Here is a 20,140-nt window from a genome sequence, read left to right as displayed (position 1 = left end):
GCCTTTTATTGTTATGGGCCCTGCGTCTGTACGTCACCGCAGAGTGATGCGGGGGACTCGAACCGTCCAATATTCAATAGGTGTTGCTTCATACCCCGTAGGTATCGTGGGTTCACTTGCGTTGCAGCACTGACTCCCCGGCCTGGGGCGGCAACCGCAGGTTATCCAGCAACGCCACGCCGGCAATCACCGCCACCAGCAGAAACGTCAGCTGGAAATCGGCGGTGGCGGCCTGCCCGGTATTGCCGTGGAAGCTCATCGCAAACCGCAGCAACAACGCACCAATCGCCACGCCCATGGCCATGCTCAGCTGGAAAAACATGCTGAACAAGGTTGAAGCGTCGCTCATTTGCGCCTTGGGTATATCGGCAAACCCGAGGGTATTGAACAAGGTGAACTGCATGGAGCGTGACAGGCCACCCACGAACAGAATGAACAGGATCAGCGCCCAACTCATGCGCTCGTCCAGCAATCCACAGGCCGCAATCGCCAGTACGCCGAGGACGCCGTTGATCATCAGCACCGGGCGAAAGCCCCAGCGCTGCATCACCGACGTGGTGAACGGCTTCATCGCCAGGTTGCCGGCAAATACCGCGAGCACCAGCAGTCCCGCATCGAAGGCAGAAAGGCCGAACGCCAGTTGAAACATCAAGGGCAGCAGGAACGGCAAGGTACTGATGGCCACCCGAAAAATCGACCCGCCACACAGGCACACACTGAAGGTGCGCACGCTCACCACACCCAGGGCCATTAACGGCTGAGCATGCCGGCGCATATGGCGCCAGGCAAAGGCACCGAGCATCAAACCGGCACCGCTGAGCAAAAGCCCCTGCAACAAGCTGCCACGGCTTTGCCCGAGCAGTTCGACACCGTACAACAGCGCCGCGCTCGCGACGCCTACCAGCAGGAAACCGATGAAGTCGAAGGTGCGGGCAGTGACCTCATCGTGCTTGGGGATCAATACCAGCGTGGCGATTAACGCCAGCAGGCCAAGTGGCAGGTTGAGGTAGAAAATCCACGGCCAGGACGCGTGGGTAACGATAAACCCGCCCACCGGCGGCCCAAGTATCGGCGCCACCAGGCCGGGCCAGGTGATGAATGAAATCGCCCGCACCAGGTCTTTCTTCTCGGTCGAGCGCAGCACCGCCAGGCGTCCCACCGGCACCATCATCGCCCCACTGATGCCCTGCAACACGCGCGCGGCGACGAAGGTTTCGAGGCTGTCACTCCAGCCGCAGAGCAATGACGACACGCTGAACAGCACAATCGCCGAACCGAATACCCGCCGCGAACCGAAGCGGTCGGCCAGCCAGCCGCTGATGGGAATAAACACCGCGACGGCAAGCATGTAGGCGCTCATGCCGATATTCACGTCCACCGCACCCACCCCGAAGGTTTTGGCGATGTCCGGCAACGCGGTGGCGATCACCGTGGCGTCCAGGTTTTCCATGAAGAAAGTGACGGCGACCAACAAGGCAATCAAGGTTGAGCGGCGCTGGGAGATCGACGTCATCGCTGTTCACTCATGGTTTCGAACCGGCACTTTATCAATAAGCGGGTTCTATAGGCGCGACTTCACTGTGCGAGCGCCAGTTTATTCAGTGCATTTTTGATTCCTGCTCACAAGACCTTTTCCGGAATCGACATTTTGCTCACGCAAGGCTGAAGGGATACTACCGGTCTTGCGTATGGCGCACATCGGTGTGCCCGTGGCTATGTTCAAACTACGCCAGTCACGCTATCAACCCCCTCCTTTCCTACAGGTAAACACATGAGTGAAGTCCGTATTTTGATCAACATTGCACGTCCTGCCGAACAGGTCTGGGCGCTCCTCGGCGGGTATGACTGGCTGCCGCGCTGGCTCAATATTATCGAGAGCAGCACTCTGGCTGACGGTGGGCGCACACGTCACCTGAAAACTATCGACGGTGCGACCATCGTCGAGCGTTTGCTCACTTTCGACGACGACCAGAAGCAGTACACCTATGCCCTGCTCGAAGGCCCCGCACCGGTCACCGGCTATGTCGGCATGATGTCGGCGAAGGACGATGGCAATGGCGGGACAGTGGCGTGCTGGTCCAGCACCTTTTCCGTCCAAGGCGCGGATGAGGCAGAGGTTGTTCGCGAGTTCGAGGCCCTCTACCGCAAAGGGCTGGAACGCCTGAAAGCCGTTGTCGAATCCACGGACTGACACTGGAGCAAGCCGGCGCCGCTCCTCAGTCGTGCATTCCCGGCAAGACTATTGTGCTTGCCGATGCATTTTTCTCCTGGCTCAGGCCGCAGATACTGCCATCAATCACCCGCAAAGCGCCCCCGCATCACGCAGGGCGCAGGAGACCTGATGAACTCACATTTTCAACGCTTGCTTGGCCCCGGCAACTTCTCCATCGGCCTGGAATTGCCGCTGGACAACGATTGGTCCACCAGCGGCCAACGCTCGCGCATCGCACAAAAACGCCCCTTTGGCGTGCCCGACCTGAAGCAGCATGCCGAATTGGCTCGATTGGCGGACGAACGTGGCTTTCGAGCGCTGTGGGTGCGTGATGTGCCGGTCTATGACCCGAACTTCGGGGATGCGGCCCAGGTGTTCGAAACGTTTTCCTACCTGGGTTACCTGGCCGGTATCACCCGCAACATCATGCTCGGCACGGCGGCCGTGGTATTGCCGCTACGCCAGCCGTGGTTGACCCTCAAGGCGGCCAATAGCATCGACGAACTCAGCGGCGGCCGCCTGTTGTTGGGCGTGGCCAGTGGTGACAGGCCGATGGAATACCCGCTGTTCGGTGTCGACTACGACCAGCGCGGGGCGCAATTTCGCAGTGCCGTCGAACTGCTGAAAAGCCAGGGCGCCGGACGCCTGCCCGCGGGTGCCGAGTTGTTACCGCAGCGTGACGAGCCGTTCCCGCTGCTGGTCGCCGGGCTTGGCCAACAGTCACCCGCCTGGATTGGCGAGCACATGGATGGCTGGCTCGCCTACCCGGGAACGCCGCAGGAGCATCGTCGGCGCGTGGAGCTCTGGCGTGAGGTCGGTGCAGACAAACCCTACATCAGCTTTTTGCACCTGGACCTTGAAGCCAATCCCCATTCGCCGATGAAGCCGCTGCGTTTCGGCGGGCGTGGCGGGCGAAACGCACTGATTGATGAGTTGGAGGCGTTGCGTGAGTCGGGTGTGCAACATATCGGCCTGCATCTGCGCCACAGCGAACGCCCCGTCGCCGAGGTGATTGAAGAGCTTGCCGAGTATGTGTTGCCGGTGTTCCACCGCGCAGCCTGAAGCGCTACTCATTGGCGGCCTGAGTCCTGTATCGACAGCGCTCGGGCCATTTGCCTACACCCCCTACCCCCGTTAAGACCTCCCGTCCTCACCTCGCAATATTTCAATCCTCTACGCCCCACTACGTAGCGCTCGGTAACGAATCGCACTGATTTGGTGTGCGCGCTCGCAAAAAAACGTCTCACGCACGTAAAAACTGACCAAAAGACCTTAATTTCCAACACTTGGCACGATAACCGCTTACTCACTATTACAGGATTGTTGAACAATCCAAATCTCCCTGCATCCAGCAACCGAGGCGACGAACATGCAAAAAGGTCTGAAGGGCAAGAACACCCTGCGCACATTGGGGCTAGCGATCACCCTGGCGTGCGTGACGCCGCTACTGTCGGCTGCCGAGATCAAGGGCACCCTGAAACCGGGCGAGCTGTCCATCGGCTCCGACCTCACCTACCCGCCTTACACCTACCTTGAGCAAAAGACCCCGGCCGGTTTCGACCCGGAGTTCATGCAGTTGATGGGCAAGCAACTGGGGCTGAAGCCGCGCTTTCTCGACACCCGCTTCGCCAACCTGATCCTCGGCGTCAACGCCCGGCGTTTCGACGTGGTGGCCTCGGCGCTGTATGTCACGCCAGAACGCGCCAAGCAGGTGGATTTCCTCAGCTACCTGAAGACCGGTTCTTCGCTGATGGTGCTCAGCGCCGGCGACTTCAAACCCCAGCGCCCGGAAGACCTGTGCGGCAAGCGTGTCGGGTCGATCAAGGGCGCGTCGTGGGTGCCAAAGCTGAACAAGGTTTCGGCGGACTACTGCCTCCCTGCGGGCAAGCCGGCGATCGAGTCGCGTGAGTTCCCGACGTCGCCGGAAGCCGCCCAGGCCCTGCTCGCCCAAGCGGTCGACGTGCAGATGGAAGACGCGGCGGTCGCCAAGATCACCGTGGAAAAACTGCAAGGCAAAACCGTGATCAGCTCCAGCGAGTTGATCTACCCGGTGGTGGTCGGCCTGGCCGTGCGCAAGGAAAACCCGGCACTGCTCCAGGCGCTGACCGGCGCCCTGAGCCAGATCAAGCAGGACGGCAGCTACGGCAAGCTGCTGGCGCGCTACAACCTGGCCGAGCCGAACGCCGCCGAGATCAGTGCGGCACTGGGTAACTGAAACGCGGAGCACCTTATGCAATTCGATTGGCACTACACCCTGGGCCTGTTGTGGAACGGCGACTTCTGGCGAGCCGTCGGCACCGTGGTCGAACTGAGCCTGGAAACCTGGCTGCTGGGCATTGTGCTGGGGTTTTTCCTGGCACTTGCGCGGCAGTCGGAACTCCGCTGGCTGCGGAACTCGGCCGGCGTCTACATCTGGTTCTTCCGCAGCCTGCCGTTACTGGTTCTGTTGATCTTTGTCTACAACCTGCCGCAGGTGTTTCCGTCCACCAGCGTGGTGTTGTCCAACCCCTACTCCGCGGGCCTGATCGCCCTGGTGCTGAGTGAGGCGGCCTACATCGCCGAGATCCATCGGGGCGGCCTGCTGGCGGTGGTCAAGGGGCAGCGCGAAGCCGGCAAGGCGCTGGGCGTGGGTTATCGCGGCGTGCAGCGGTTGATTGTGGTGCCGCAGGCGCTGCGGGTTGCGTTGCCGACACTGGCCAACGAATACATCACCATCGTCAAGCTCACCTCGCTGGTGTCGGTGATTTCGCTTTCGGAAATCCTGCTGGTGGGCCAACAGCTCTACACCCAGAACTTCCTGGTGATGGAGACCATGCTGGCCGTGGCGTTCTATTACGTGTTCATCGTGACGGTGTTCAGCTGGCTGCTGCGGGTGCTGGAAAACCACTTGGACGTGACCCGCCGCAAACCCAAGGCAATCGCGCCCGCTGAACTCGACCAGGTGGCGACGCGTCGTGCGTCCGGCCAGGCCGAGCCCGGCGAGTTTGCGTTGCAGGCCCGCGGGGTGCGCAAGGCCTATGGCGAGCTGGAAGTCCTCAAGGGCGTCGAACTGAATGTGCGCTGGGGCGAGGTGGTATCGATTATTGGCCCGTCAGGCTCGGGCAAGACCACGCTGATTCGCACCATGAACGGCCTCGAAAGCCTGGACCGTGGCGAAATCACCCTGCAAGGCCAGCCGTTCCTGCGTGGCACCCGGGAGCCCCAAGGGGCGCTGGGTCACAAAGTGCATATGCGCGGCATCGTGCATGTCGGCATGGTGTTCCAGGGGTTCAACCTGTTCCCGCATAAAACCGCCCTTGAGAACGTGATGCTCGCGCCCGTCTACCATGCCCATGGGGGCGGCGAAGAACTGCGTCTTTTGAGCCTGGCGCTGCTGCGCAAGGTCGGCATGCTGGAGCACGCCGGCAAGTACCCGCATCAATTGTCCGGCGGCCAACAGCAGCGTGTGGCAATTGCGCGGGCCTTGGCGATGCGGCCGTCGGTGATGCTGTTTGACGAACCCACCTCGGCCCTCGACCCGGAACTGGTGGGCGACGTGCTGGCGGTGATCGAGGAATTGGCTCGCGAGGGCATGACTATGGTCATCGTCACCCATGAAATGAACTTCGCGTTCAAGCTCTCCGATCGTGTGGTGTTCATGGAAGGCGGCGAGATTATCCAGGACGCCCCGCCGCGTGACATGCTCGAGCAACGCAGCGAACGCATGACCAAGTTCCTCAAAGACGTCCAACTGGCGTGAGCCCAAGGAGCCCCAACGTGAGCCAAGCCAAGGAACCCAGCCTGTCGCTGGCCGACCAGGTTGCCATAGAACTGCGCGAAGACATCATCGGTGGCCGCCTGCTGCCCGGCATGCCGCTGGTGGAGAGCGAACTGGTGAACGCCTACAACGCCTCGCGCAACACGGTGCGTGAAGCCTTGCACCACCTGGGCCGCGAAGGCCTGACCAGCTACGTGCGCAACAAAGGCGTGATCGTGCGCCGCCTCGGGGTGGAGGAAGTGCGTGACATCTTCAAGGTGCGACGCACCCTGGAGCTGCAGGCCATCGCCGCCAGCAAGCCGCTGCGCGAATACCAGTCCGACCTGATGCTCGAGTCCATCGAGGCCGCGCAACTGGCCCAGGACCGCGAGAACTGGCAAGCCTTCGGCACCCACAGCCTGCGCTTTCATCAACACATTGTCGGGCTGATGCGCAGCCCGCTGCTGGACGAGTTTTTTACCCATATTGCAGCCCAGATGCGCCTGGTGTTTTCCAACGCGCCCAGCGAGGAAACCTTCCAGAAGCCCTGGCTGGAGCGCGACCGGCAGATTCACGACTTGCTGGTTGACGGCCACAAACAAGCCGCCGGGGAAGCCCTGGCGAGCTACCTCAATGACTCCGAATCGCTGCTGCTGGACATCCTGAGCAGCATTCCAAAACCCTGAAGCGAGGACCCACCATGTACAAGGACTACCCAGCGGCCTATCAAGTCAGCAAAGGCGCTGCCTTGCAGGTCGACAAAGCCTTCTATGACCGCGTGCGCGAGTCTCGGGATGGGCGCACCCTGATCGAACAATTTGAAGTGCCGATCCGCACCGGCCGCGCCTGGAAAGTTCCGGCCGGCCATGTATTCCGCGTGACCACACCGGTGGGCCCGCAGGTCGGCGATTTCAACGTGTGGAGTGCCAACGACCCCCGCGAACGCATGTGGGCGGCGCGTACCCGCCAACTGCAAGGCGCTCACGTCACTACCTATGACCGCCTGTGGTCGAACCTGCCGTTTTTGCGGCCGATGGTCACCATCACCGATGACAGCCTGGCCGACTACGGCATCGACGAACACGGCGGGCGCCTGCACGATTTGCTCGGCACGCGCTGCGACCCTTACGTGAACAAGATGCTCACCGGCGAAGATTTCCACCACCACTGCCACTCCAACCTGACCCGCGCCGTGCTGCCCCATGGCCTGACCGAGTTCGACGTGCACGACGTGCTGAACATTTTCCAGTGCACCGGCCTCAATCACGACGACATGTACTTCATGAAAGCCTGCCCGGCCAAGCAGGGCGACTACCTGGAGTTCTTTGCCGAAATCGACCTGCTATGTGCCCTCTCCACCTGCCCCGGTGGCGACCTGTCGCTGCCGATGTGGGGCCCGGATGCGGAAGATCCGCTGAAGGTCTGCCGCCCATTGGGCGTTGAGATCTACCGCCTCGACGACGCGCTGCTGGAAGGCTGGAAACAGCCCGAGCGCGCCGCCTATAACGGCAACCATGGCCTTTTGATTCCCAAGGCTGACTGGGAAAAGTAGCGGCCGGATTGAACCCTGGGGCGCCGTGCCTCAGGTGTTCTGGGCGATCCTGCGGCTGATAAAGCTGAAGGCCAGCACCACAAAAATCAGCACGCCGGTGGCCACCTGCTGCCAGTAGAAATTCCAGCCGATCAACAGCAAGCCATTGGCGATGACGTTGATGAACAGCACACCCAGCAGCGTGCCCGGAATATTCGCCCGGCCCTGGCGATTCATCGTGGTGCCGATAAACACCGCGCCAATCGCATTCAGCAAGAATGCATTGCCCGACAGCGGCACATAAGCGCTCACCGTCGAACTCAGCAGAATCCCCGCTACCCCGCACGCCAGCGCCGCCGCCAGCACCGTGGTGGTGACGATGCGGCGCACCGATAACCCCGAGTAAAACGCCAGCAGCGGCTGGGTGCCCTGGGCCAGCAATTCGCGCCCCAGGCGCCCACGGGCCAGCAGCAGGCCGTAGACCACTGCCAATACCAGCACGACCAGCAACGGCAACGGCACACCCAACGGGCTGACACTTGCCAACTCCGGCTTGAAACCCTGGGCGATGTAGATCGGCTGGCCGCCGTCCGAGAGCAACTGCTGGGCACTGGTGCCGATAAACAAGGTGCCCAGGGTGGCCAGGAATGGGCTGATCCGCAGTCCCGCGATCAAGCCGGCATTGAACAGCCCTACCAGCAGCCCGGCAGCCAGCGCACCGGCAATCGCTACACCCAGCCCGTGCCCGGCGTTAAGTAACACCACAAAGCTGAAGCTGGCAAAGTCCAGCGCGGTGCCCACCGACAGGTCGATGCCACCGGCCGCCACCGCGTAGGTCATGCCGATGGCGACAATCGCCAGCAGCACGAAGTTGTTCAGCACCAGGCTTTTCAGGTTGCCACCACTGAGGAACCCCGGTGCCTGCCAGGCAAACACCACGACGATGGCCACGAACACCAACGGCAACGTCAGGGGCAGCAGTGAACGCCACCCACCGCCATGAGCTTGTAGCGTTGAAACCCGACTCATGATTGCTCTCCCCGGTTCAATGCACTGGACGCCGCAACCACCAGCAGAATCAGCACGCCCTGCACACCGTTGACCCAGAAACTCGACAGGTTGAGCAACTGAAACCCGTTGATCAGAAAGCCAATCAACAGGGTCGCCAGCAAGGTGCCAGGAATGCTCGCCACCAGTCGCCGGGAGAACACCACCCCGAGAAAGGCAATCGCCACAACCGACAACAGCATGTCACCGGAACCGGTGGTGCTGCCGCTGAAAAACGCCGCTGAACACAAGGCTGCCACGGCCGCACACAACCCCGACAGCAGATAGCTGGAAAGCACATACGCCGGCACTCGAATACCGGCGGCCTCGGCGGCGTGCGGGTACTCTCCGACGGCATGCAGACGCAGTCCGTAGGCGGTGTGCTGGATCAGCAATGTCAGCACGAAGCCTGTCACCAGCAACACCCAGGCGAGCGCAGGCACGCCCAGCCAGGTCCCACCGCTGAGCAGGTCGAGCAGCGGTGAGTCAGTCGAGACCACGGTATTTTCGGTCAGGACCAGTTCCAGGCCGGCCAGTACATTCATGCTTGCCAGGGTCGCGAGCAACGGTGGCAAACGCAGTACCACCACGGCCAGGCCATTGAGCAGGCCCACCGCCAAGCCACATGCCAAGGTCAGCAGCAGGCTGGTCCAGAGGTCGAAGCTGGCGTTGTTGAGTCGGCTGAACACAGCGGCGCACAACCCCAGGTTGGCCGCCAGCGACAGGTCAAGCCCACCGGATACCACGTTGGAGCCGCCGCCGATGATCACGCAGGTCAGGCCGAAGGCAAGCACCCCCAGGATGGCCGACTGGCTGAACACATTGGCGATATTGCCCACCGACAGGAAGTTGGGTGCAGCAACGGCAAAACCTAACAGAATCGCGAGGAACACACCTGCCGAGCCACGTCGCAACAACAGCACCCATAAACGCTGGGAGAAACCAGGAGCAGCGGTTTCAAGCAGGGACATGGGCCACCTCTCGAGTCGCTGGCAAGGGTGCCGTGGCGTGAACCGCACCTGTGGCACACGCCAGCAGTTGATCACTGTCCGCTTCGCCGGCCTGGAATTCGCCGGCGATTTCACCACGGTGTAACACCAGGATGCGGTCGCAGATTCCCAGCAGCTCGGGCAAGTCCGAAGACAGCACCAGCACCACAGCGCCCTCTTCCACCAAACGCCCGATCAAGCGATAAATCTCGACTTTGGCGCCGACATCCACGCCCACGCACGGCTCGTCCAACAGGTACACCGCCGAACGGCGGCTCAGCCATTTGCCCAGGGCGACTTTCTGCTGGTTACCGCCGCTGAGTTGGCTGACGGCGGCCTGCGGCCCCGGCGCCTTGATCGCCAGTTCGTCGATCAGCCGCAGGCTTTCGGCCTGCTCCTGGCGCTGGTTGAGCAAACCCCAGCGGCTGAAACGCCCAAGCCCGGCCAGGGTCAGGTTTTCCAGCACCGAGAGCAGCGGTGAAATCCCTTGGCTGCGGCGCTCTTCCGGCACCAGGGCAATCCCTTGGGCGATGGCGTCACCGGGTGAACGCAGGCGCAACAAACGGCCTTCCAGGTGGATGCTGCCGCTGTCGGCATGCACCACGCCAAACAGGGTCTTGAGCAAGTCCTTGGCACCCGACCCGACCAGCCCGGTCAGGCCGACGATTTCACCTCGGCGCAGCTCCAGGTCGATTTCCCGGTAGCGCCGGGCCAGGCTCAGCGAGCGCACCTGCAGCAACGGCTCACCCAGTTCGACCTGAGCCTTGGGATACATGTCCTGCACCTCACGGTTGACCATCAGCCGCGCAATCTGCGCGCTGGAGGTATGCCGTGGCTCTACCACCGCCACATCACGACCATTGCGCAACACCGTCACCTCATCGCAGAGGCTGTCGATTTCCTGCAGGTAATGGGAGATATAGAGGATCGACAAACCCTGGTCCCGCAGGCGCTTGACGATCCGCAGCAGTTGGTCGACCTCACGCTTGACCAACGCCACGCTGGGCTCGTCGAACACCAGGATCTTCGGCTGGCGAATCAGCGCCCGGGTGATTTGCAGCACCTGGCGCTCGGCGCTGCTCAGCTCGCCCACCAGCGCGCCGACCGGCAGTTGCAGTTCAAAATATTCCGCCAGCAGACGCTCGGCCTCGCGCTGCTGCCGGCGCCGATCCACAAACGGACCACGGCGTAATTCATGCCCGAAGAACAGCGCTTCGCCCACGGTAAAACTCGCCGGCAACAACCGCTCCTGATGGATGAACTGCACGCCCAGCGCGTCCACCTGGCGCGGCGACAGCGCGGCATACGCCTGGCCGTCAATGCTCACCTGCCCCGAGTCCGCCTTGTGGATCCCCGCCAGGACCTTGATCAAGGTCGATTTGCCGGCCCCGTTCTCGCCCACCAGACCGTGAATGGTGCCGCGTTCGACTTTCAGGCTCGCATCATCCAGCGCCACGGTGGCGCCAAAACGTTTGTGCAGGTGCTGCAAGTGCAACGCGGCCATCAATCACCCCGCAGTTGCTGGACCTGCGCCAGGTTGGCCGCCGTGGTCAGCAACGTCGCGACGTGAGTTTCCTTGGGCAGGTCGCGCTGCCCGGCGAGGTAGCGCGCCACGTTCTGCACCGCGGTCTTGCCGATCAGTGCTGGTTGCTGGGCGACCACCGCGCCCACCGGCGAATTGGCCTGGCCGAGCAGTTCCAGCACTTCAGGCGTGCCGTCCACACCGTAGGTCTTGATTTCGGTGCGCTTGGCATCGATCAACGCCTTACTCGCCCCCAACTGCGGAATGTCCCACGCCGCCCAGATCGCCGAGACACTGCCGGCCGGGTACTTGTTGAGCAACGCGGACACTTGGGAATACGCATCCTGCACGGTGTTGGGGATCACATCCCGCAGCTCCGGCTCGATGATTTCCAGTTGCGGATGATCCTTGAGTGCCAGCTTCAACTGGTCATAGCGAATCGCGCACACCGGCACGCCGTAGAAGCCATTGAACACCAGGATCTTGCCCTTGCCGCCGGCATCCTTGATCAGTTGGTCGGCCAGGGCCTTGCCGGTGGCGACGTTATCCGAGGTGGTGTTGTTGAGGCTGTACTGCGAAGGCGCATCGATGGTGAACAGCGGGATGCCGGCCTTGCTGATGCGCTTGAGCCAAGGGTCGATCACGCTGAGGGTGCCGAGGGTCTGGATCACCGCATCGGGTTTCTGGGTGACCACGGTTTGCAGTTGGGTCACCAGGTTCTTGTCATTGCGCCCGGCGTCGAGGGTGATGGGCGTGCCGCCGAGGCGCTTGATCTCGTCGACCTGGGCCTGGAACGCCTTGATGTCGAAGTAGTGACTGGTGCCGGTCATGCTCACGGCAATGCGCTTGCCGGCCAGGGACGGTACCGCGTCGTCGCCCTCGGCGGCCTGGGACAGGGCGGCGTGGCCCAGCAACAGCGCTGCGCCAAGCCAGATGAAACGGGAACGCGAGAAGAAAGTGCAAGGCATACAGGGCTCCGCTGGGCGACGGGTGAAAGGGTTCACCTGTGTATTGCAGAGCCCATGCCATAAATTATTTTCAATAAAATCAATGCGATAAAAACAACGGGCGATGTTGTGCTGTCTCGAGCAAACCACAACTGTCCGACCGCTGTTGCACAGCCAACAGTTGCACGCCCTCCAGGACCATCGCGCGCTGCACGATCATTCAATATCCGGCCGGCCGTTGGGCCTAACTTAAGGCTCCAATGTCCTGAAACCCTGGAACCTACAATGCCTGCTAGCCAAGCTTCGACGAATTACGCTTCGATCAACTTCGCCCAGAAGTACGCCCTGTTCAGCGAGCAATGGGCGCCCAAGGTCGTCGCGCAGATGAACGACTACCAGTTCAAGGTGGTAAAGATTGAAGGTGACTTTATCTGGCACGACCATGCCGACACCGATGAAACCTTTATTGTCCTGGAAGGCACCCTGCGCATCGACTTCCGCGACGGCGCCGTGACCATCGAGCAAGGGGAAATGTATGTGGTGCCCAAGGGCGTCGAGCACAAGCCGCACGCCTTGGGTGAGGTGAAGCTGCTGTTGATCGAGCCCTGCGGTGTGTTGAACACCGGTACGGAGGGTGGGGAGCGTACGGCGATCAACGACGTGTGGATTTAGCCCCCTCCCGCGTTGCCTGTTTGGGCTAGTCTTCACATCACTGTTTCTCCAGGCCAGGAGCACGCGTGATGAACAGGCAGCTCAAGAAAACCTCAGCCCTCGTGATGACCCTGATGGCGTTGGCGGGCAACGCCTACGCCGGTACTGCCGCCTGCCCGCCCACCGATGCCCTTAAAGACGCGTTCAAAAAGACGCCGACCGGGGAAGTGGTCGCCTACACCGCGTCCGGCCCGGGCGGCCAGCAATGGACCGGGCAAAACCCGATGACAGAGCAGAAAGACCTGCACCAGGTCCACTTCGAAAAGGCGGTGATCCAAAGCAGCCAGGGTCAGTCGTCGGTGGCATGCCACTACCTGGATCAGAACCATGAGCCGGTGAGCATGACCCTGAAAAACCTGGTCAATGCCAAGCCGGTCGGCAGCGCATGGGCAGGCAACGAATGCACGGCAACCAACCCGGCGCTCTGCACCTTTGAATAGCCAGCACGCCGACAGTTTGTGGGGCGCACTGTTCCTTGCATCCTGCGCAACAGTCCTTTGTCATCAATCGCATTGATAGCTCCCTAACGAAACCTGCATGCTAGAGGGCTCGCTTTACGCTTATATCATTCCGAATGATAGTTACCTTTGTTTCATTCGATTCGTGAGATAGCACCCTGCCGAGCATGATCCGCCCATCTTAAATACATTGGCGGATGCACCTCATGGAACAGTCACTCAAACATTTGCGCTATCCCTTGGCCATTTTGGCCGTGATGGTGATGAGCGCCTGCGGCAAAGCGCCCCAACAGGCAGCCGCCATGCCACCAAGCCACGTCAGCGTGGCCAAGGTGCTGGAACAACCGGTCAACGAGTGGGACGAATTCACCGGCCGCCTCGAAGCGCCGGAAACCGTGCAGATCCGTCCGCGCGTGTCGGGCCAGATTGATCAGGTCGCCTTCACCGAGGGCGCGCTGGTCAAGAAAGGCGACCTGCTGTTCCAGATCGACCCTCGCCCATTCCAGGCTGAGGTGCGCCGCCTCGAAGCACAACTCGCACAAACCAAGGCCGCGGCCACCCGCAGCGATAACGAAGCCCAACGCGGCGAACGCCTGCGCCAGAGCAATGCGATCTCCGCCGAACTGGCCGACTCGCGCACCACCGCTGCCCAGGAAGCCCGCGCCGCCGTCGCCGGGATCCAGGCGCAGTTGGACCTGGCCAAGCTGAACCTGAGCTTCACCCGCGTCAGCTCGCCCATCAGCGGCCGTGTCAGCCGTGCCGAGATCACCGCCGGCAACCTGGTCACCGCCGATGTCACCGCGCTGACCAGCGTGGTCTCCACCGACAAGGTCTACGCCTACTTCGACGCCGATGAGCGTGTGTACCTCAAGTACACCGAACTCGCGCGCCAGGGTCGCCGTGGCGCCACTACCCCGGTGTACCTGGGCCTGTCCAATGAAGACGGCAACCCGCACCTGGGCCAGATGAACTTCGTCGACAACCAGGTCAACCCGGCCACCGGCACCATTCGTGGTCGCGCTGTGTTTGATAACAGCAAGGGCGAATACACCCCTGGCCTGTATGCCCGCTTGAAGCTTGTGGGCAGCGGCACCTACTCCGCCGTGCTGATCAGCGACGAAGCCGTGGGCACCGACCTGGGCAAGAAGTTCGTACTGGTGATGGACGGCGACAAGCCGGCCTATCGCGCCGTGGAGCTGGGGCCGAAGATCGAAGGTTTGCGCATCGTGCGCAGCGGCCTGACCAAGGACGACACGATCATCGTCAAGGGCTTGCAGCGCGTTCGCCCGGGATCGCCGGTTGCTCCGGAAACCATCCCGATGGCCAGCAAGGAAACCCTCGCCGCCTTGGCACAACAACGACAAGCGCTTGAAGCCAGCAACCTGGAGCAAGTGGCGCCGGATAAAGCCGCGCCCAAGCTCGCCAGTGTCGCGACTCCACGCGGTTAAGGGATACGACTCAAGATGAATTTTTCCAAGTTCTTCATTTCGCGGCCGATCTTCGCAGCGGTGCTGTCGCTGCTGATCCTGATCGCCGGCGCGATTTCACTGTTCCAGCTACCAATCAGTGAATACCCGGAAGTGGTGCCGCCGACCGTTGTGGTCCGTGCCAACTTCCCGGGCGCCAACCCCAAGGTCATCGGTGAAACCGTGGCCGCGCCTCTGGAGCAAGCCATCACCGGCGTCGAGAACATGCTGTACATGTCCTCGCAATCGACCGCCGACGGCAAGCTGACCCTGACCATCACCTTCGCCCTGGGCACCGACCTGGACAACGCGCAGGTGCAGGTGCAGAACCGGGTAACCCGGACTCAGCCAAAACTGCCCGAGGAAGTGACACGCATCGGTATTACCGTGGACAAGGCCTCTCCCGACCTGACCATGGTGGTGCACATCACCTCCCCCGACCAGCGCTACAATATGCTGTACCTGTCCAACTACGCGATCCTGAATATCAAGGATGAGCTGGCACGGCTGGGCGGCGTGGGTGATGTGCAGCTGTTCGGCATGGGCGACTACTCCCTGCGCGTCTGGCTTGACCCGAACAAAACCGCTTCGCGCAACCTGACCGCCACCGATGTGGTAACCGCCATTCGCGAGCAGAACCGCCAGGTGGCGGCCGGTGCCTTGGGCGCGCAACCTGCGCCGAATGACACCAGCTTCCAGCTGTCGGTCAACACCCAGGGCCGACTGGTCACTGAGGAAGAGTTCGAGAACATCGTCATCCGCGCCGGGGCTAACGGCGAAATCACGCGCCTGAAAGACATCGCGCGGGTTGAGCTGGGTTCCAGCCAGTACGCCCTGCGCTCGTTGATCGACAACCAACCGGCCGTGGCGATCCCGATCTTCCAGCGCCCGGGCTCCAACGCAATCGACATCTCCAATGAAGTACGCGCCAAGATGGCGGAGCTGAAACAGAGCTTCCCGGAGGGCATGGATTACCGCATCGCCTACGACCCTACCGTCTTTGTGCGGGGTTCCATCGAGGCCGTGGTTCACACCTTGTTTGAAGCACTGATCCTGGTCGTGCTGGTGGTGATCCTGTTCCTGCAGACCTGGCGCGCGTCGATCATTCCACTGGTGGCAGTGCCGGTTTCGTTGATCGGTACGTTTGCGGTGATGCACCTGTTTGGCTTCTCGCTCAATGCGCTGTCGCTGTTCGGGCTGGTGTTGGCGATTGGTATCGTGGTGGACGACGCCATCGTGGTGGTGGAGAACGTCGAGCGCAACATCGAGCTTGGACTGGAACCGTTCCCGGCCACCGAAAAGGCCATGAGCGAAGTGACTGGCCCGATCATCGCGACCGCGCTGGTACTGTGTGCGGTGTTCATTCCAGCGGCTTTTATCAGCGGCTTAACCGGCCAGTTCTATAAGCAGTTCGCCTTGACCATTGCGATCTCGACGGTGATTTCGGCGTTCAACTCGCTGACCCTGTCGCCCGCCCTGGCAGCGGTCTTGCTCAAAGGCCACAACGCACCGAAAGACGGGTTCTCCAGGTTCCTCGACAAGATGCTGGGCGGCTGGTTGTTCAAACCGTTCAACCGCTTCTTCGACAAGGCCAGCCATGGTTACGTCGGCACCGTACGCCGGGTGATCCGCGGCAGTGGCATCGCGCTGTTCCTGTATGCCGGCCTGATGGTCCTGACCTGGATGGGCTTTGCCCACACGCCGACCGGTTTCGTACCGGCCCAGGACAAGCAATACCTGGTGGCCTTCGCGCAATTGCCGGACGCCGCGAGCCTGGACCGCACCGAAGACGTGATCAAGCGCATGTCGGACATTGCGATGAAACAGCCGGGCGTGGAAAGCGCGATTGCCTTCCCCGGCTTGTCGATCAACGGTTTTACCAACAGCCCGAACAACGGCATCGTGTTCGTAACCTTGAAGCCGTTCGATGAGCGTAAAGACCCGAGCCTGTCTGCCGGTGCGATTGCCGGTGCACTGAACGGCAAGTACAGCAGCATCCAGGAAGCCTACATGGCGATCTTCCCTCCGCCGCCGGTACAGGGCCTGGGTACGATTGGCGGGTTCCGCCTGCAGGTCGAAGACCGTGGCAACCTGGGTTACGACGAGCTGTACAAAGAAGTACAGAACATCATTACCAAGAGCCGTGGCGTGCCTGAGTTGTTCGGCCTGTTCACCAGCTACACGGTCAACGTGCCCCAGGTCGATGCTGCCATCGACCGCGAAAAGGCCAAGACCCATGGCGTGGCAATCAGCGACATCTTCGACACCCTGCAGATCTACCTGGGTTCGTTGTATGCCAACGACTTCAACCGCTTCGGGCGCACCTATCAGGTCAACGTGCAGGCTGAGCAACAGTTCCGCCAGGATGAAGACCAGATCGGCCAGCTGAAAGTGCGCAACAACAAAGGCGAGATGATTCCCCTGGCGACCTTCATCAAGGTCAGCGACACCTCGGGCCCTGACCGCGTGATGCACTACAACGGCTTCATCACGGCCGAGATCAACGGTAACGCCGCACCGGGTTACAGCTCCGGCCAGGCCCAGGCGGCGATCGAGAAACTGTTGAAAGACGAACTGCCCAACGGCATGACCTACGAGTGGACCGACCTGACCTATCAGCAAATCCTCTCGGGCAACACCGCGCTGTTCGTGTTCCCGCTCTGCGTATTGCTGGCGTTCCTGGTACTGGCCGCCCAATACGAAAGCTGGAGCCTGCCACTGGCGGTGATCCTGATCGTACCGATGACCCTGCTGTCGGCCATCACCGGGGTGATTATCTCCGGCGGCGACAACAACATCTTCACCCAGATCGGCCTGATCGTGCTGGTGGGCCTGGCCTGTAAGAACGCGATTCTGATCGTCGAGTTCGCCAAGGATAAACAGCAGGAAGGCCTCGATCCGCTCGCGGCGGTACTGGAAGCCTGCCGTCTGCGTCTGCGGCCGATCCTGATGACCTCGTTCGCCTTCATCATGGGTGTGGTGCCTCTGGTGATGTCCAGCGGTGCCGGTGCCGAGATGCGTCACGCCATGGGTGTGGCGGTGTTCTCCGGGATGATCGGCGTGACCTTCTTCGGTCTGCTGCTGACGCCAGTGTTCTATGTACTGATCCGCCGGTTTGTTGAACGCGGTGAAGCGCGCAAAGCGGCCAAGGCCTTGAAGCTGGAGACACAGCAATGAGCGTGAAAGTATTTTTACCGAGCTTGCTGGTACTGGCGCTGAGCGCCTGTGCCGTGGGCCCGGACTATAAAACCCAACCTCTGGAGGCGGCCAACGTAACGGCCGCCGCCAACGCCAAACAGTACGACCACGCGAAGTTCGAAGGCATCTGGTGGCAGCAGTTCGAGGACCCGACCCTTAACCAGTTGGTGACTCAATCCCTGAACGGTAACCGTGACCTGCGGGTGGCATTTGCCCGCCTGCGGGCGGCCCGGGCGATTCGTGACGACGCCGCCAATGACGTGATGCCGGTGATCACCAGCCGCGCCAGCAGCGACGTGGGCAAAGGCCAGATTCCGGGCCAGACCACTAAACGCGTCAACAGCGAGCGTTATGACCTGGGCCTGGACATGGCCTGGGAAGTGGACTTGTTCGGGCGGATCCGCCGCAACCTCGAAGCCAGCGACGCTGACCAACAGGTTGCCGAGGCCGACCTGTATCAACTGCAAGTCACGATGATTGCCGAGCTGGTGGACGCTTACGGTCAACTGCGGGGCGCGCAACTGCGCGAGAAAATCGCGGTGGCTAACCTGAAGAACCAGGAAGATTCGCGCGGCATCACGGTCAGCCTGCGGGATGCCGGTGTGGGCGATCAGCTCGATGTGGTGCGGGCCGATGCGCGGCTGGCGGCTGTAGAAGCCAGTGTGCCGCAGCTGCAGGCTGAGGAAGTGCGCGAGCGTAATCGTATCGCTACCCTCCTCGGCCAGCGTCCGGACAAGTTGACCGTGGACTTGAGCCCGAAAGATTTGCCGGCGATTGCCAAGGCCTTGCCGATTGGTGATCCGGGGCAATTGTTGCAACGTCGTCCGGACATTCTCAGTGCCGAGCGTAAGTTGGCAGCGGCCACGGCGCGGATTGGGGTGGCCAAGGCTGATCTGTTTCCGCGGGTGAGTCTCAGTGGGTTCCTCGGGTTTACCGCTGGGCGGGGTTCGCAGATTGGGTCGGCGGCGGCGAATGCCTGGTCGCTGGGTCCGAGCATTACCTGGGCGGCGTTTGACCTGGGTAGCGTGCGGGCTCGGTTGCGTGGTGCGGATGCTGAGGCGGATGGTGCTCTGGCGAGCTATGAGCAGCAGGTGTTGCTGGCGCTGGAAGAATCGGAGAATGCCTTCAGTGATTACGGTAAGCGCCAGCAGCGGTTGGTTTCGCTGATTCGTCAGAGTGAGTCGAGCCGGGCTGCTGCGGATCTGGCAGAGATTCGTTACCGCGAAGGGACGGTGGACTTCCTGGTGTTGCTGGACGCACAGCGTGAGCGTTTGGCCGCCGAGGATTCCCAGGCTCAGGCCGAGGTGGATCTGTATCGGGGGATTGTCGCGATTTACAAGGCGTTGGGGGGTGGGTGGCAGCCGAGTACCACCATTGCCAGTGCCAAGTGATTTGATTTAAAGAGCTCCTTTGGTTGGTCGCATCCAGCCAATTTTTAGCCCCGTGCCGTCGTTCGGTCGCGGGGCTTTTTTTTGCTCGTTTGTGGTGGGTACATATCCGTTATTTCGGTCAGGGCTGCTATTGGTTCCGCTCTTACAGCGGCTCACTTTTGAAGAGCGCAAAAGTAAGCAAAACGCTCTTGCCCCACCACTCGGCACCTCGCTTAGGCTCGGTGTGCCCTCACTCCGGCTTTGGACCGTGGGCCGCCGCGATGGGCCATCCTTGGCCCAGCGCGGCTAACCCGGCGTCCTGCCGGGTTACCCACGCTCCAAAGCCTGCGTTCGGCCAGCGTGGTTTAACGGGGCGCCTAAGATCAAAATCAAGATCAACAGCAAGAGCACAGCGGCCTACCGGCCGGCTTGAGTGTTGTGAAGCAAAAGCCAAATCAAAAGCTAAAGCGGGCACGGTCAAATGTGGGAGCTGGCTTGCCTGCGATGGCATCGCCTCGGTGTATCTGAAAAACCGAGGTGTCTGCATCGCAGGCAAGCCAGCTCCCACAGAAAAGCAGATCTGCATTCGCTCCGGCTTTTGATCTGGCTTTTAACACTCAAGCCGGCCGGTAGGCCGCTGTGCTCTGCTTTTGATCTGCTTTTGATTTTGATCTGCGGGCCCCGTCAACCACGATGGCCGCACGCAGGCACGGTGGAGCGGGTAAATCGGCAAGGATGCCGATTTAGCCGCGCCGGGCCATGGATGGCCCGTCGCGGCGGCCCGCGGAGCCGTGCCGGAGTGCGGGCATGCCGAGCCTAGGCGAGGCACCGAGTGGTGGGGCAAAGACCTTTTGGTTACTTTTGGCTGGGCCGGCATTCCGGGCGTTTGCCAAAAGTGACCCGCTGTAAGAGCGGAACCATAAGTGGCCGTTACCGCAGCAACGGATATGTAC

General features: G+C 61.5%; 16 protein-coding genes. 11 read left to right on the top strand and 5 right to left on the bottom strand.

What is annotated here, in order from left to right:
• Nucleotides 1-112: 112 nt before the first annotated feature.
• Nucleotides 113-1,513 (bottom strand): DHA2 family efflux MFS transporter permease subunit, encoded by a 1,401-nt coding sequence (locus tag BLU46_RS31685; protein ID WP_093209734.1) that lies wholly within the window; start codon nt 1,511-1,513, stop codon nt 113-115.
• 258 nt (nt 1,514-1,771) lie between these two features.
• Between BLU46_RS31685 and BLU46_RS31680 the strand changes: the two genes are divergently transcribed.
• From BLU46_RS31680 to BLU46_RS31655, 6 genes are all read left to right on the top strand, one after another.
• Nucleotides 1,772-2,191, top strand: coding sequence for an SRPBCC family protein (locus BLU46_RS31680; protein ID WP_063030377.1), 420 nt, complete (start codon nt 1,772-1,774; stop codon nt 2,189-2,191).
• Between the two features lie 150 nt (nt 2,192-2,341).
• Nucleotides 2,342-3,274, top strand: coding sequence for an LLM class oxidoreductase (locus BLU46_RS31675; RefSeq protein WP_093209731.1), 933 nt, complete (start codon nt 2,342-2,344; stop codon nt 3,272-3,274).
• Nucleotides 3,275-3,581: 307 nt separating this feature from the next.
• Nucleotides 3,582-4,427 (top strand): ABC transporter substrate-binding protein, encoded by an 846-nt coding sequence (locus BLU46_RS31670; RefSeq protein ID WP_093209728.1) that lies wholly within the window; start codon nt 3,582-3,584, stop codon nt 4,425-4,427.
• Between the two features lie 15 nt (nt 4,428-4,442).
• Nucleotides 4,443-5,951, top strand: a complete 1,509-nt coding sequence (locus BLU46_RS33405) for an amino acid ABC transporter permease/ATP-binding protein (protein ID WP_093209725.1) — start codon at nt 4,443-4,445, stop codon at nt 5,949-5,951.
• A 17-nt stretch (nt 5,952-5,968) separates the two neighbouring features.
• Nucleotides 5,969-6,634, top strand: coding sequence for a GntR family transcriptional regulator (locus tag BLU46_RS31660; protein ID WP_003210850.1), 666 nt, complete (start codon nt 5,969-5,971; stop codon nt 6,632-6,634).
• A gap of 14 nt (nt 6,635-6,648) precedes the next feature.
• Complete coding sequence (locus BLU46_RS31655) at nt 6,649-7,500, top strand: urea carboxylase-associated family protein (protein ID WP_003210853.1); 852 nt, start codon at nt 6,649-6,651, stop codon at nt 7,498-7,500.
• 30 nt (nt 7,501-7,530) lie between these two features.
• Here the strand turns inward: BLU46_RS31655 and BLU46_RS31650 are convergent, their stop codons facing one another.
• From BLU46_RS31650 to BLU46_RS31635, 4 genes are read right to left on the bottom strand one after another with little or no spacing between them, the layout of a single operon-like run.
• A complete protein-coding gene (locus BLU46_RS31650) occupies nt 7,531-8,508 on the bottom strand; it encodes an ABC transporter permease (RefSeq protein WP_093209722.1) in 978 nt (325 codons plus the stop codon).
• Nucleotides 8,505-9,497: an ABC transporter permease gene (locus BLU46_RS31645; protein ID WP_093209720.1), complete on the bottom strand. Its 993-nt coding sequence runs from the start codon at nt 9,495-9,497 to the stop codon at nt 8,505-8,507. Before BLU46_RS31645 ends, BLU46_RS31650 begins: the two co-directional genes overlap by 4 nt.
• Entirely contained in the window at nt 9,484-11,019 is a 1,536-nt protein-coding gene (locus BLU46_RS31640) for a sugar ABC transporter ATP-binding protein (protein ID WP_093209717.1), read from the bottom strand. The genes BLU46_RS31645 and BLU46_RS31640 overlap by 14 nt, the downstream gene beginning before the upstream one ends.
• The gene (locus tag BLU46_RS31635) at nt 11,019-12,005 is read right to left on the bottom strand and encodes a sugar ABC transporter substrate-binding protein (protein ID WP_017479686.1); all 987 of its coding nucleotides are present in this window, start codon (nt 12,003-12,005) and stop codon (nt 11,019-11,021) included. The genes BLU46_RS31640 and BLU46_RS31635 overlap by 1 nt, the downstream gene beginning before the upstream one ends.
• Before the next feature lie 264 nt (nt 12,006-12,269).
• Between BLU46_RS31635 and BLU46_RS31630 the strand changes: the two genes are divergently transcribed.
• The 5 genes from BLU46_RS31630 (at nt 12,270) to BLU46_RS31610 (ending at nt 19,208) form a co-directional block, all read left to right on the top strand.
• On the top strand, nt 12,270-12,656 hold the full coding sequence (locus tag BLU46_RS31630) for a cupin domain-containing protein (protein ID WP_093209715.1): 387 nt from the start codon (nt 12,270-12,272) through the stop codon (nt 12,654-12,656).
• Nucleotides 12,657-12,724: 68 nt separating this feature from the next.
• Complete coding sequence (locus BLU46_RS31625) at nt 12,725-13,135, top strand: DUF3757 domain-containing protein (RefSeq protein WP_093209712.1); 411 nt, start codon at nt 12,725-12,727, stop codon at nt 13,133-13,135.
• Nucleotides 13,136-13,359: 224 nt separating this feature from the next.
• Nucleotides 13,360-14,601, top strand: a complete 1,242-nt coding sequence (mexE, locus tag BLU46_RS31620) for a multidrug efflux RND transporter periplasmic adaptor subunit MexE (RefSeq protein WP_093210225.1) — start codon at nt 13,360-13,362, stop codon at nt 14,599-14,601.
• Nucleotides 14,602-14,616: 15 nt separating this feature from the next.
• Nucleotides 14,617-17,796 (top strand): efflux RND transporter permease subunit, encoded by a 3,180-nt coding sequence (locus BLU46_RS31615; RefSeq protein ID WP_063030419.1) that lies wholly within the window; start codon nt 14,617-14,619, stop codon nt 17,794-17,796.
• Nucleotides 17,793-19,208, top strand: coding sequence for an efflux transporter outer membrane subunit (locus BLU46_RS31610; RefSeq protein WP_093209710.1), 1,416 nt, complete (start codon nt 17,793-17,795; stop codon nt 19,206-19,208). The genes BLU46_RS31615 and BLU46_RS31610 overlap by 4 nt, the downstream gene beginning before the upstream one ends.
• Nucleotides 19,209-20,140: the final 932 nt, after the last annotated feature.

This window comes from Pseudomonas yamanorum (assembly GCF_900105735.1).
In the GTDB taxonomy this organism is placed as follows: Bacteria; Pseudomonadota; Gammaproteobacteria; order Pseudomonadales; family Pseudomonadaceae; genus Aquipseudomonas; species Aquipseudomonas yamanorum.
The sequence above is the reverse complement of the archived record's forward strand: the minus strand, read 5'-3'. Positions and strand labels throughout refer to the sequence as shown.

Coding starts and splice junctions, on each gene's coding strand:
- BLU46_RS31680 (WP_063030377.1), top strand. CDS start 1,772: ATGAGTGAAGTCCGTATTTTGATCAACATTGCACGTCCTGCCGAACAG.
- BLU46_RS31685 (WP_093209734.1), bottom strand. CDS start 1,513: ATGACGTCGATCTCCCAGCGCCGCTCAACCTTGATTGCCTTGTTGGTC.
- BLU46_RS31640 (WP_093209717.1), bottom strand. CDS start 11,019: ATGGCCGCGTTGCACTTGCAGCACCTGCACAAACGTTTTGGCGCCACC.
- BLU46_RS31675 (WP_093209731.1), top strand. CDS start 2,342: ATGAACTCACATTTTCAACGCTTGCTTGGCCCCGGCAACTTCTCCATC.
- BLU46_RS31635 (WP_017479686.1), bottom strand. CDS start 12,005: ATGCCTTGCACTTTCTTCTCGCGTTCCCGTTTCATCTGGCTTGGCGCA.
- BLU46_RS33405 (WP_093209725.1), top strand. CDS start 4,443: ATGCAATTCGATTGGCACTACACCCTGGGCCTGTTGTGGAACGGCGAC.
- BLU46_RS31610 (WP_093209710.1), top strand. CDS start 17,793: ATGAGCGTGAAAGTATTTTTACCGAGCTTGCTGGTACTGGCGCTGAGC.
- BLU46_RS31655 (WP_003210853.1), top strand. CDS start 6,649: ATGTACAAGGACTACCCAGCGGCCTATCAAGTCAGCAAAGGCGCTGCC.
- BLU46_RS31645 (WP_093209720.1), bottom strand. CDS start 9,497: ATGTCCCTGCTTGAAACCGCTGCTCCTGGTTTCTCCCAGCGTTTATGG.
- BLU46_RS31630 (WP_093209715.1), top strand. CDS start 12,270: ATGCCTGCTAGCCAAGCTTCGACGAATTACGCTTCGATCAACTTCGCC.
- mexE (WP_093210225.1), top strand. CDS start 13,360: ATGGAACAGTCACTCAAACATTTGCGCTATCCCTTGGCCATTTTGGCC.
- BLU46_RS31615 (WP_063030419.1), top strand. CDS start 14,617: ATGAATTTTTCCAAGTTCTTCATTTCGCGGCCGATCTTCGCAGCGGTG.
- BLU46_RS31625 (WP_093209712.1), top strand. CDS start 12,725: ATGAACAGGCAGCTCAAGAAAACCTCAGCCCTCGTGATGACCCTGATG.
- BLU46_RS31670 (WP_093209728.1), top strand. CDS start 3,582: ATGCAAAAAGGTCTGAAGGGCAAGAACACCCTGCGCACATTGGGGCTA.
- BLU46_RS31650 (WP_093209722.1), bottom strand. CDS start 8,508: ATGAGTCGGGTTTCAACGCTACAAGCTCATGGCGGTGGGTGGCGTTCA.